Raw genomic sequence first — 12775 nt, 5'->3', positions numbered from 1 at the left:
TCAGACGCGCTGGAGGCGACGCCGACGGCCCCCAGCACGGGACACAGACACGGGCCTCCGTATGAGATCGAACAGGACGAAACCCATGGCGAAGCGTTCCGAGCCGAAGAAGACGATGACCAAGGGGGAGTGGATCGAACAACAGCCGGCCAATGCCCCGGAGCCGACGGCCGAGGATGTCTGGCGGGTGCTCAGCAGGTTCGGCTTCCCGACGGAACAGGTAAAGGCGGCCTACCAGGCGATGCTCCGGGAGAAGGAGGAACGCGCCGCAAGGCGCACAGCTGAGCCCTGAGCTTCATCGTGGTCCAAGGCTCCGCGCCACTCGGCGAGCCGGTCAGCCTGCCTGGCTCACGAGACGGGCTGTGTTCAGCTGAGCGGGGATGCGCAGGCCATGAACGGCCCGGCCGCCCGGCTCCATGATTCTCCCCTGGCGAGAGCTGCCGCGCCTTCCGTGCGCAGCGACGTGACCACGGGGGTCAGGAAGTCGTACGCCAATGCTGCACGGCCTCCGGCTTCATGCCGCTCGCCTCGACCGAGGTCCCCACCCTGGCTTCGAGTACGGCCGCGCCCTGCGCCGCGTCGTCCCCGGTCCACTCGTCCACGTGCTCGGCCACCAGGGCCCACGTCAGCTTGATCATGCGCGGATCGTACGGACGGCGGCGGGCGGCGTGAAGAGCCAGAGGTGAGAGCGGGGGTGGGGGTACGACCCCCGAAGGGGCCCGTCGTCGGCCGCCGCGTCTTAGCAGCTCGGGTTCTGCCACGGTTCCAGGGGCGACGGGGCAGCTGTGGCGCTCCCTCCGGCGGCAATAGAAGCCGCAGGTCAGCGGTGATCCAACCGTTCTGCAGGGCATCCGTCGGCACTGCACAGGAATCAGAAGCGCTCAGGCCGCGGCTTCGCCCGGGTCCTCGTCCTCGTCTTCCGAGGAGCCGCCCCGCTCGTAACCCGACACGTCGATCTCGCGGCCGTCTGCGAGCCGTCTCTTGTGCGGCGCGACGTTGTGCTTGGTGGGCGGGTTCCGCTGCTCCTTCTCCTCTGCAGAGTCGGCGGCCGACCCGGTGTCCTGGAACTCCTCGGCGACGTTCTGTTCCTCGGCATGCCTAGCGGCCAGGACGGCGACGGCCAGAGCCGCGCTGCCGACCGTGCCGGCCACGGCGAGGATCTTCGGCTTGTGCTTGCTGACCCAGCCCTTCGCCTTGGCGAAAGCGGTGGGTTCGCCGTTCTCGGGGATGGGTTCGCTGGGCGTGGAGTCAGTCACGGGCACAGATCTACCGGAACTGTCCCTCGCCTGTCAGGCAATCACCTGACATCGCCCGATCAGGTTCCGTGGCGCTCGTACGTCTTCGCGTCTTCTTGAAGGTACATCCTTTGGCCGCCGCAGCCGATTGCCGTCTTCGCTCTGTGGCCCGCCCGCCGGGCGGCTCTGCTTGGCGTCGGCCGCGAGGTGCCTCTCTTCCCATACAAGGCAGCTCTGCCGCTTTCTCTACTACGCTTCCCGGGTGGACTCGGCTGCCGCTTGCGTGGAACTCGCATCGACGGCTGGAAACGGCTGCGCGACGTGCGTCACGCCGCTGGCATCAGGGTTGGCGGCCCGCGCGACCGCCATGACATACCGGGAAGAAGAGCCTTGGCCCTCAAGAAGACAGACCTCTACAGCTCGCTCTGGAAGAGCTGCGACGAGCTGCGCGGCGGGATGGACGCCGGACAGTACAAGGACTACATCCTCACGCTGCTCTTCGTGAAGTACGTCTCCGACAAGGCCAAGGCCGACCCCGACAGTCTCATCGACGTCCCGCCCGGCGGTTCCTTCGACGACATGGTCGCCGCCAAGGGCGACAAGGAGATCGGCGACCGCTTCAACAAGATCATCAGCCGGCTGGCTGAAGCGAACGACCTTCGTAACGTCATCGACCTCGCCGACTTCAACGACGAGGAGAAGCTCGGCAAGGGCAAAGAGATCCAGGACCGGCTGTCCAAGCTGGTCACGATCTTCAGCGACCTCGACTTCCGAGGCTCCCGAGCCGAGGGCGACGATCTCCTCGGCGATGCCTACGAGTACCTCATGCGCCACTTCGCCACGGAGTCCGGTAAGAGCAAGGGCCAGTTCTACACCCCCGCCGAGGTATCCCGCGTGCTGGCCAAGGTGGTCGGCATCACCAAGGCCACCCGTCAGGACCAGACGGTCTACGACCCGACGTGTGGCTCCGGCTCGCTTCTCCTGAAGGTCGCTGCCGAGACCTCACGCGGTATCACGATCTACGGCCAGGAGAAGGACAACGCCACGTGGGCGCTGTCCAAGATGAACATGATCCTGCACGGGAACGAGGACGCCGAGATCCTCAAGGGCGACACGATTACGAGCCCTCAGTTCACCAACGGTAACGCTCTCCAGACGTTCGACTTCGCCGTGGCCAACCCGCCGTTCTCGATCAAGTCCTGGAGCAACGGGCTGGAGCAGGAGTACGGCCGCTTCGAGTACGGCCGGCCGCCGGAGAAGAACGGCGACTACGCCTTCCTGCTGCACATCCTCAAGTCGCTCAAGAGCACGGGCAAGGCCGCGGTTATCCTTCCGCATGGCGTGCTCTTCCGCGGCCACGCCGAAGCTGACATCCGCCAACGTCTGCTGAAGCAGGGGTTCATCAAGGGCATCATCGGCCTGCCCGTGAACCTCTTCTACGGGACTGGCATCCCGGCCTGCATCATCGTTCTGGACAAGGAGAACGCTGTCGGCCGTACCGGCGTCTTCATGATCGACGCGTCCAAGGGCTTCATTAAGGACGGCAACAAGAACCGCCTCCGCAGCCAGGACATCCACAAGATCGTCGACGTCTTTACGCGGCAGACCACGATCGACCGCTACTCGCGCATGGTCCCGCTGTCGGAGATCGCCGACCCGAAGAACGACTACAACCTAAACATCCCGCGCTACATCGACTCCTCCGAGCCCGAGGACATCCAGGACCTCCACGCACACCTGCATGGTGGCATTCCTGACCGTGATCTTGACGCGCTCAGCGGTTACTGGGAGGCCTTTCCGCAGTTGCGAGGTCAGTTGTTCCAGCCGAACCGTCCTGGCTACAGCGACCTGACCATCGAGGTCGGCAAGGTTCAGCAGGCAATCCTTGATTCGCCCGAGTTCCAGAAGTTCACCCAGGAGGCCCGGGAGCTCACCGCTGAGTGGTTCAGCGCCTTCCGCAAGCAACTCGAAGGGATTGACGAGACTACTCGACCCAATGACCTCGTGGCCGCCCTGGGCGACGACCTGCTCGCCCGCTTCAAAACGGTGCCATTGCTGGATGAGTACGACGTCTACGAACAGCTCATGACGTACTGGCACGACGTCATGCACGATGACGTCTTCATGGTCATGAACGACGGCTGGCTCGAAGCTGCCAAGCCTCGCAAGATCGTGGTGGATAAGGCTCGAAAGCTTTCCGAGACCCCCGACCTCGTGGTGGGTGCGGGCCGCAGCGCCGAGAAGTACAAAATGGACCTCCTTCCGCCGGAACTGATTGTTGAGCGCTACTTCGCCAAGGAACGCGCTGAGGTCGATGAGCTCATGTCGGTATGGGAGGAGGCAAGTCGTCTGGTCGAGGAGTACGTCGAGGAGCATGCCGTCGAGGGTGGGCTCCTCGCCGAAGCGATGGACGACGAAAAGATCAATAAGCTGCTCGCTGCGACCCGCCTGAAGAAGGCGCGACACGAAGGTACTGATGCAGACGAGGTGGCAGCCCTGGCACACCTGATCAAGCTGTACAACGCGGAGGCGGTAGCTAAGAAATCAGCCAAGGATGCAGAGGCCGCGCTCAGCCTGGCCACGCTGAAAAAGTACGGCGACCTCACCGAGAAGGATGTGCAAGAACTTGTGCTGGATGCCAAGTGGCGGTTCACGGTCACAGAACGCGTCGCCTCCGAAGCTGAGGCCCTAACGCTCGTCCTGGTGAACCGAATCCAGCAGCTTGGCGACCGCTATGCGCAGACTGTCGGTGCACTCGCAGCCGAGTTGGAGAAGCTCGAATCCAAGGTTGCCCGGCACCTTTCCAAGTTGGGGGCTGGGTCGTGAACGCTATTAGCAGGAGTGCCCGTTCGCAAGGCCTGCCCTGGAACAGGGTATTGCTTGACAAAGTCGCCACGCGAGGGAGCGGGCACACCCCCAATAAGAAGCGTGCAGATTACTGGAATGGAAGTGTCCGTTGGGTATCACTCAGGGACACATTCAGGATGGACCAGGGGCTGATTTCAGAAACAACCGCGAGTATCACGCATGCGGGATTGGCGAATTCTTCGGCCGTGGTGCACCCTTCAGGTTCAGTAATCCTTCTGCGAGATGCCGGAATTGGGAAGAGTGCCGTTCTTCAGAGTGACATGGCTGTGAGTCAACACTTTATGGCTTGGAGCTGTGGCCCTCGGCTCAATAACTGGTACCTCTATTACTACCTTCAGTCCATGAAGTCCGAGTTTGAGCGGATTTCTAACGGTAGTACGATCAAGACCATCGGGCTCGACTACTTTCGGCAGCTTACGATTCCACTCCCTGAGATTGAAGAGCAGTGTCTGATCTCTCGGATGCTTCTTGATATCGATGAATTTCTTGCTTCTCTGGAGCAACTTGTTACCAAGAAGCAGGCGATCAAGCAGGGGCTAATGCAGGAGCTGCTCACCGGCAGGAGGCGCCTACCTGGCTTCACCGAGCCATGGCGAACTCGCCGCCTGTGCGACTTGCTTACCTACGAGCAGCCCAGCCCTTACCTGGTGCGCACGTCAAAGCAGCTCGACGCTGGACGTGTTCCGGTGTTGACCGCTGGTAAGACTTTCATCCTTGGGTTCACCAATGAGTCCCACGGCATCTTCCGGGACCATCCCGTCGTGATCTTCGATGACTTCACGACAACGTCCAAGTACGTCGACTTCGACTTCAAGGTGAAGTCGTCGGCCATAAAGATTCTCAAGGCCAGGGACGGGGCCGATCTTCGCTTCGTGCATGGGCGGATGCAGTTGATCGACTTCTCGCTCGGCGATCACAAGCGGTACTGGATCTCGGAGTACAGCAAGCAGGAGCTCTTGGTCCCCGATGTGGAGGAGCAGACGGCCGTCGCTCAGGTACTTGCCGACGCGGACGATGAGATCGATGCGCTGAAGGTCCGCATCGAGAAGGCCCGATCCGTCAAGCAGGGCATGCTGCAGGAGCTCCTCACGGGAAGGACGCGCCTGCCTGTTCAGGGGGAGGACGACGAATGAGTGATGTCGGGCAGGTTGAGCGCGAGGCCCAGAAACGGATCGTGCGGTTGTTCAAGGAGCAGCTGCGCTACCGCCACCTCGGCAGCTGGGAGCACCGCGTCGGCAACTCGAATATCGAGGTCGAGCTACTGGAGTCGAACCTTCGTACCCGCGGCTACGGCAGTACTCTTGTCAGCAAGGCGATCGACCAACTAAAGAAGGCTGCCGCGCTCGGTAGCGGACGCGACCTGTACGAAGCGAACCGTGCCGTCTATGACCTTCTGCGCTACGGGGTCAAGGTCAAGCCGGGTGCCAGTGAGCAGTACGAGACGGTCTGGCTCATCGATTGGAACGCCCCACAGGCAAATGACTTCGTGGTCGTTGAGGAGGTAACGATCGTCGGGAAGCAGACGAAGCGACCCGATATCGTGCTCTACGTCAACGGCCTGGCTTTGGTGACTTTGGAACTAAAGCGCTCCCGAGTGGCGGTGAGCGAGGGTATCCGGCAGACCATTGGGAATCAGAAGCCTGGGTTCATCCGGTCGTTCTTCTCCACCGTCCAGCTCGTGCTTGCCGGCAACGACGTGGAGGGCCTGCGCTACGGCGCCATCGATACGCCTGAGAAGTACTGGTTGCAGTGGAAGGAGCCCTCTGACGTCGAGGAGCCGTTGGACCGCGCGCTGCTTCAGATGTGCGGTAAGGAGCGGCTGCTTGAGTTGATCCATGACTTCACCGTCTTCGACTCCGGTGTCCGTAAGGCGTGCCGTCACAACCAGTACTTCGGCGTCAAGGCCGCGCAGGATCGTATCGGCCGTCGCGAGGGCGGCATCATCTGGCACACCCAGGGTTCGGGGAAGTCGCTCACGATGGTGTGGCTGGCGAAGTGGATCCGGGAGCACCAAGACGACGCCCGAGTCCTGCTGATCACCGATCGCACCGAGCTGGACGAGCAGATCGAGAAGGTCTTCAACGGCGTCAACGAACAGATCTATCGCACCAGTAGTGGCGTGGACCTCCTGGACACTCTGAACAAGTCTGCCGAGTGGCTCATCTGCTCTCTCGTGCACAAGTTCGGTAGCTCGGCGGATGGTAAGGACGGATCGAAGGCCGACAACGAGTTCATCAAGGAGCTCAAGGCCAGGATCCCTAAGAGCTTCAAGGCCAAGGGCAACCTCTTCGTCTTCGTCGACGAGGCCCACCGCACCCAGTCCGGCATGATGCACGACGCGATGAAGGACCTGTTGCCGGGCGCCATGTTCATCGGGTTCACGGGGACGCCGCTGCTCAAGGCGGACAAGGCCACCAGCATGGAGAAGTTTGGGTCGTTTATCCACACCTACAAGTTCGACGAGGCCGTCGAGGACGGCGTCGTGCTCGACCTTTGCTACGAGGCCCGCTCCATCGACCAGCATCTGACATCGCCGGCGCAGGTGGACAAGTGGTTCGAGGCCAAGACCCGCGGCATGACCGATCTGTCCAAGGCGGAGTTGAAGAAGCGCTGGGGCACGATGCAGAAGGTCGTCTCCTCCGAACCCCGGGCGAAGCAGATCGTGCAGGACATCCTGCTCGACATGGAGATCAAGCCCCGCCTGATGGACGGGCGCGGTAACGCCATGCTCGTGGGCGAGAGCATCTACCAGGCATGCAAGTTCTACGAGCTGTTCTGCAACGCGGGCTTCCGAGGGAAGTGCGCCATCGTCACCAGCTACGCCCCGAGTCCAGGAGATATTTCCAAGGAGGACTCCGGCGCAGGCCAGACGGAGAAACTGCGTCAGTACGACATCTATCGAAGGATGCTTGCCGACCACTTTGGCGAGTCCGAAGACGCCGCCATGACGAAGGTCGACCAGTTCGAGAAAGAGGTCAAGCGGCAGTTTGTCGAGGAGCCCGGTCGGATGCGCCTGCTCATCGTGGTCGACAAGCTCCTGACCGGGTTCGATGCGCCAAGCGCCACGTACCTCTACATCGACAAGAAGATGAGCGATCACGGCCTGTTCCAGGCGATCTGCCGGGTCAACCGACTCGACGGAGACGACAAGGAGTTCGGCTGCATCGTCGACTACCGCGACCTGTTCAACTCCCTACAGGACGCCATCACCGACTACACGTCCGGGGCACTCGACGGGTACGAACCACAGGACATTGAGGGCCTGCTGACTGACCGGATCGAGAAGGGGCGAGAGGCTCTCGACGAAGCGCTGGAACGAATCCGCGCGCTCTGCGAGGTGGTTGCGCAGCCCCGGAACACGCTCCAGTACCAGCAGTACTTCTGTGCGGCTGATCCCGGCAACGCCGAGCAGCTCAAAGCCAACGAGCCCAAGCGTGTCGAGCTCTACAAGGCCGTTGCCGCGGTTACGCGGGCTTTCGCCAACCTGGCCAACGACATGGAGGCCGCCGGATACACCAGCCAGGAGGCCGAGGACATCCGTGCTGAAATCCGGCACTACACGGATGTCCGCGACGAGGTGAAGCTCGGAGCCGGTGAGGACGTCGACTTCAAGCAGTACGAGGCCGGCATGCGGTTCCTGCTGGACACCTACATCCAGGCGGACGCGTCCGAGACTGTGTCCGACTTCGAGGACACCGGCCTCGTTCAACTCATCGTCGAACTGGGCGGCGGGGCCCTCGACAAGCTGCCAAAGGGAATCAGGAACAGCCCTGAGGCCGTCGCCGAGACGGTCGCCAACAACATGCGCAAGCTGATTATCGAAGAGCATGCGACGAACCCGAAGTACTTCGACAAGATGTCGGAGCTGCTCGACGCCATAATCGAAGAGCGGCGCCGAGGAGCGATCGAGTACCAGGACTACCTCGCCAAACTGCTGGAGACTGCCGCGCAGCTCGGCAGAGGAGAGTCCGACGACACGCACAAGTATCCCGCCTGGGCCAATAACGGGGCGAAGCGGGCCCTGGTCGACTTCTTCCTCCCTGATGAGCGACTGGCTGTCGAGGTCGACACCGCAGTGCTTCACTCCAAGCCGCATGCATGGGTGGGTAACCCGTTAAGGGAGCGGAAGGTTCGGAACGCGCTGAAGCGAGCGCTGCCCGACGATTTCGACCGGCTTGATGAGCTCCTTGAACTGGTGAAGGCAAGGCATGAGTACCACTAGCGCCCATCTCGCGGTCCGGGGCATTGACGTCCACGTGGTCTACAAGGACATCAAGAACCTGCACATCGGCGTCTACCCACCCATAGGGCGCGTTCGGGTGGCCGCTCCTCAGCAACTGGATGACGATCAGGTCCGCCTGGCCGTCATCCAGCGGTTGCCGTGGATCAAGCGTCAGCAGGATCAAATGCGCTCGGCTGAGCGTCAGTCAGTGCGCGAGATGGTCAGCGGAGAGTCCCACTACGTGTGGGGTGTGCGACGACGCCTGAAGGTCATCGAGCGGCCGGGACGCCCGCATGTAGAAATCGACGGCGACCGAATGGTGCTCTACGTGCCAAGCGGGACGAGTGAGGAGCGCCGTCGTGACCTGCTCGACCGGTGGTGTCGTGAGCAACTCCGTCAGGCGATCCCTGCGCTCATCGAGCGCTGGGAGACCAAGCTAGGGGTTTCGGTGCCGTGGTGGGGTATCCGCCGGATGAAGACCAAGTGGGGCTCCTGCAACCGGGAGACCCGCCGCCTGTGGTTCAACTCCGAACTGGCCAAGAAGCATCCAGAGTGCCTTGAGTACGTCGTCGTTCACGAGATGGTCCACTATCTCGAACGGGGACACGGCCAGCGCTTCGCCCAGCTGATGGACGGCTTCCTGCCGGACTGGCGTAGTCGCCGTGATCGCCTGAATGCCGCATCGCTCTCTGACGAGCTATGGACAGGGCGTTGAGTGCAGCGAGGACTGCTTGTGTCCGGACGGGGCCTGCTCCACGACAACAGCCTCATGTCTGCCCTGAAGCACGGAGAGATCGTGGACGCACTTCCGTTGCTCGAAAATATCGAGTGACGTTTATCAGGTATGCGAGTTAAAGAGGGGGGAGGCGTCTCGCTTCCCCCCTCGGTCCCATCAGATGACGATGACGCGGAAGGTGCTGACCCCATGGCGAAGCTTCGGTTGACCGTAGGGCGGGGGCACGTCGAGGAGCTGGCACGCCTGCGTCATCCCGTGGGAGCCGTCGAGGAACTGATCTGGAATTCTCTCGACGCGGACGCCGAGACTGTCACCGTTGTGCTTGAGCGCAACGACTTCGGTGGAGTCGACCGGGTCGCCGTGATCGATGACGGCACTGGTATCGCGGCGGAGAAGTGCAGCGACTACTTCGAGCAGATCGGTACGTCCTGGAAGAAGCGCACGCAGGTCAGCGAGGTCAAGAAGCGCGTGCTGCACGGGAAGAACGGGCGGGGCCGAGTCAGGGCCTTCGCGCTCGGTAGCGAGGTTCGCTGGACCAGCGTGAGCGGGATGCAGGGGATCCGCCGGCGCGTGGTCATCGAGTCCGATCGCGACTCCATGGACGAGTTCGACGTCAGCGATCCCGAGCCGACGGCTGATGCGACGGGGACGATCTTCGAGGCGTTCGGCGGGGAGGACCTACAGAAGCTGACCGAGGACGCCGCCCGTACCGCGCTCACTGCTGCCTTCGCGCTCCATCTGGAGGCGTACCCGGACATCTGCATCACCTACGACGGGACGCGGCTGGACCCGGCGTCGGAACAGGTTCACGTCGATACGTACGAGGTGGCGGCTCCGCCGGGCAGTTCTCACCCGGCGGCGCAGCTGAAGATCATCGAATGGTCGCGTCCGTACTCCCGGGCTCTGTTCCTCTGCGACGGCCGAGGTATGTCCTTGGCGCAGCTGAAGCCGGAGATCCAGGCTCCGGGCTTCCACTTCACGGCGTACCTGTCTTGGTCAGGGTTCGAGGACGATTCGGTCGGTGACCTCGCCTTCGCAGATTGGATGCCGGAGGGGCCCGCTGCCGAGGTATTGGCCGAAGCCCGGGAGCGTATGCGTGAGCACTTCCGTTCCCGCGCCGACGAGCGCCGTCGTGAGCTCGTTGACTCGTGGCGTGCGGAGGGCTTCTACCCGTATACAGGCGAGCCCGGCAACGACCAGGAGCGCGCGGAGCGCGAGACCTTCGACGCCGTGGCGACCGCGGTCGTCCGGCACTTGCCGGCGAGCAAGAGGGCGCAGAAGGTGTCCTTCGCGCTTCTGCGTTCCGTCCTGACCCACGAGCCGGGCGAAGTGCTCCGTATCGCCGAGGAGCTCTTCGCGCTCTCCAAGCAGGAGCAGGCGGAGCTGAGCCGTCTGCTGGACCGTACCCCGCTATCGGCCTTGATCAAGGCATCGACCGCGACGACCGGACGCCTCGACTTCTTGTCGGCCCTGGAGCACCTCGTTTTCGATCCCGTGGCCAAGGGACGGGTCAAGGAGCGCACGGAGCTGCACCGGATCCTGGAAAACGAGTGCTGGATCTTCGGTGAGGAGTATGGGCTGCACGTCAGCGACCGCAGTTTGAATGAGGTGCTGAGACAGCACTGTCGTCTTCTCGATCGGGACACACCTGCACCGGCTCCCGTTCTGAGGGAGGACGGGAGTCGGGGGATCGTCGACCTGATGCTGTCCCGTGCTGCCCGGCAGCGGAAAGTGGAGCGTCACCACCTCGTGATCGAACTCAAGAGGTCGAATGTCACACTCGGCATGTCCGAGTTCACGCAGATCAACAGCTATGCACAAGCGGTCATGAACGACGACAGGTTCCGGGACCCCAAGGTGACCTGGGACTTCTGGCTTGTGGGCAATGCCATGGACGACGGTCTTCGCCAACTCGCCCACCAGCAGGACCGGATGCCTGGATGTGCTGTCAACCAGCCCACGTACCGGATCTGGGTACGAACCTGGGGCGAGATCATCGAGGACGCCCAGGAGCGGCTCCGCTTCTACAGCGAGCAGCTTGAGTATCAGTCGTCGACCGAGCACGCCATGGACTATCTGATCAGGGAACACACTGACGCGGTTATGGATCTGGTGGGCGACGGTACCGTGCCCGCGGCCAGGGAGGGGGACAGCGGAACGATCGGAGCTGCCGCCACTTCGTGAGGCCCCATCCCTACGGCGGTGAAGGGCAACGGCGGAAGGGCATAGGTAGGGAGCAACGGCGTCAGAAACTGGAGGTGAGCCTCACCGACTCCTGACGAGTGGGCCGCATCCGCGGCCCCGAGGAAGGCAGCGGCAAGAGCAAGTACGCAAGTCGAGCCTCGTAAGTCGTCTACGTGAAGAACGGCCGATAGGCCGCTTCCTGGTTGGGCTTCTTCTCGGCTTCACGTACTTGCTCTTCGTCGCTGCACAGGCTTACGGCTTCGCCGCTGGACGCAATCGCGTACTTGCGTAAGTCGTCTTGCTCGTTCAACGGCTCCTTCGGGGAGCCGCTGCCTTTGCCTGGTGGGCTTCGAGGCCTCGGGCTTTCGTAGTCCCCCAGTGGCCTGCGTGCTGGTCGGCCACAGGCCGCCAGTGTCCAGAGATCCTGACGTACTTACGTAAGTAGAAGGAGGAGCGAGGCTTGCCGAGCGGAGCGAGGTAGCTGGTGGTGGTGACACTTCCTGTAAGGGGGCTGCATCACCACCACCACGGATCAGGCGGGCTCGGAGCGCCTCCGGGTCCAGCGCCCGTCGACGTACTCCAGGGCATCCCTGAGCTTGGGGCGAATGGTCTCCACGCTCTTGCCGACCGTCGGGGCGTACCGCTGGGCGAGCGGCCTGTAGTTCGTCTCCTCCGGCTGCTCCTCGATGATCCGCGCTGCGAGCACTTCGTCCCAGGGCTTCGCCTTCGGCATGTCGACGGCCTTGATCTGGGGCCTCGCCCGCTCCCAGACAGGGACCTCGCTGGTCGCGCTGGCCCGGTGCACGGTGACGTCGAGGTTGAGGTCTTCCCGGGCGCGATTCATCTTGACTTCGATGCGCCGCCCGCGCTTGCCGGAGTTCCTCAAGGTGATGATGCCGCGAGCGCCGGCCGCGATCGCCCGTCCGCCGATGGGCGAGGATGCGACGCTCATTCCCTCCGCCGTTCCCTTCGGGGTGTGTGTCACCACCAGCACGGGGATGCCCATGTCCGTGATCGGGCGCAAGCTGTGCCCGAACCGTTGCGCTGTCACCGGGGATGAGATGTCCTCACCCGGTGCGAGCGCGCCGAGCATGTTGTCCAGGACGAACAGGCCCGGCCTGATGTCCGCGAGGTCTTCGTAGATGCCCTTCCAGTAGCCGGAGTCCCCCGCGTCCCGGACGGGGAAGATGGTCACAGAGTCGTCCGGTACGGCACCGTCCAGCCGCTCCTTCAATTCCTCCGCCGCGCCATCGTCGGTCAGGCCGTAGACGATGTGGTCGATTCTTCGATGTACCGGCAGGCCGAGGAACGTCGGCTCGCCGTTGAGCAGGGCTATGCCCATGCCCGCGCTGAGCAGTGTCTTGCCCGCCTTGGGCTCGCCCGCCAGCAATGTTGTCCGGGTGGTGAGGAGGTCGCCGATCAGGAACGCGTCCTCGTACGGGACCCGCTCGATCTCGTGGAGCTGCCGCCCCTTATCCTTGATGGCTCCCACCGTGCGTGGCCGTCCTTCCTTTGAGCGGAGCGGCACAG

Annotated in this window: 10 protein-coding genes; 6 read left to right on the top strand and 4 right to left on the bottom strand. The window is 62.9% G+C overall.

The features are described from left to right. Nucleotides 1-85 precede the first annotated feature (85 nt). The gene (locus ACIP4X_RS08025; protein WP_401347273.1) at nt 86-292 is read left to right on the top strand and encodes a hypothetical protein; all 207 of its coding nucleotides are present in this window, start codon (nt 86-88) and stop codon (nt 290-292) included. A 184-nt stretch (nt 293-476) separates the two neighbouring features. Here ACIP4X_RS08025 and ACIP4X_RS08020 read toward each other — a convergent pair whose 3' ends face one another. Further along, entirely contained in the window at nt 477-638 is a 162-nt protein-coding gene (locus ACIP4X_RS08020; protein ID WP_401347271.1) for a hypothetical protein, read from the bottom strand. Between the two features lie 243 nt (nt 639-881). Next, entirely contained in the window at nt 882-1256 is a 375-nt protein-coding gene (locus ACIP4X_RS08015) for a hypothetical protein (protein ID WP_401347268.1), read from the bottom strand. Between the two features lie 258 nt (nt 1257-1514). Between ACIP4X_RS08015 and ACIP4X_RS08010 the strand changes: the two genes are divergently transcribed. From ACIP4X_RS08010 to ACIP4X_RS07990, 5 genes are all read left to right on the top strand, one after another. Continuing rightward, nucleotides 1515-4061 carry a type I restriction-modification system subunit M gene (locus ACIP4X_RS08010; RefSeq protein WP_401347266.1) on the top strand — a complete coding sequence of 849 codons (2547 nt, stop codon included), beginning with the start codon at nt 1515-1517 and terminating at the stop codon, nt 4059-4061. Further along, a complete protein-coding gene (locus ACIP4X_RS08005; RefSeq protein ID WP_401347264.1) occupies nt 4058-5236 on the top strand; it encodes a restriction endonuclease subunit S in 1179 nt (392 codons plus the stop codon). The genes ACIP4X_RS08010 and ACIP4X_RS08005 overlap by 4 nt, the downstream gene beginning before the upstream one ends. Then, nucleotides 5233-8325: a type I restriction endonuclease subunit R gene (locus tag ACIP4X_RS08000; protein WP_401347261.1), complete on the top strand. Its 3093-nt coding sequence runs from the start codon at nt 5233-5235 to the stop codon at nt 8323-8325. Before ACIP4X_RS08005 ends, ACIP4X_RS08000 begins: the two co-directional genes overlap by 4 nt. A gap of 34 nt (nt 8326-8359) precedes the next feature. Then, complete coding sequence (locus tag ACIP4X_RS07995; protein ID WP_401347259.1) at nt 8360-9040, top strand: M48 family metallopeptidase; 681 nt, start codon at nt 8360-8362, stop codon at nt 9038-9040. 210 nt (nt 9041-9250) lie between these two features. Next, nucleotides 9251-11245 carry an ATP-binding protein gene (locus ACIP4X_RS07990; RefSeq protein WP_401347257.1) on the top strand — a complete coding sequence of 665 codons (1995 nt, stop codon included), beginning with the start codon at nt 9251-9253 and terminating at the stop codon, nt 11243-11245. Nucleotides 11246-11414: 169 nt separating this feature from the next. On the opposite strand, the gene ACIP4X_RS07985 is transcribed toward ACIP4X_RS07990, so the two are convergent. Both ACIP4X_RS07985 and ACIP4X_RS07980 read right to left on the bottom strand, forming a co-directional pair. After that, nucleotides 11415-11555 (bottom strand): hypothetical protein, encoded by a 141-nt coding sequence (locus ACIP4X_RS07985; protein ID WP_401347254.1) that lies wholly within the window; start codon nt 11553-11555, stop codon nt 11415-11417. A 222-nt stretch (nt 11556-11777) separates the two neighbouring features. After that, nucleotides 11778-12737 (bottom strand): AAA family ATPase, encoded by a 960-nt coding sequence (locus ACIP4X_RS07980; RefSeq protein WP_401347251.1) that lies wholly within the window; start codon nt 12735-12737, stop codon nt 11778-11780. Nucleotides 12738-12775 lie beyond the last annotated feature (38 nt).

It is taken from the genome of Streptomyces sp. NPDC088817 (genome assembly GCF_044750345.1).
Classification (GTDB): Bacteria; Actinomycetota; Actinomycetes; order Streptomycetales; family Streptomycetaceae; genus Streptomyces.
This window is presented reverse-complemented; position numbering and strand designations above follow the sequence as displayed.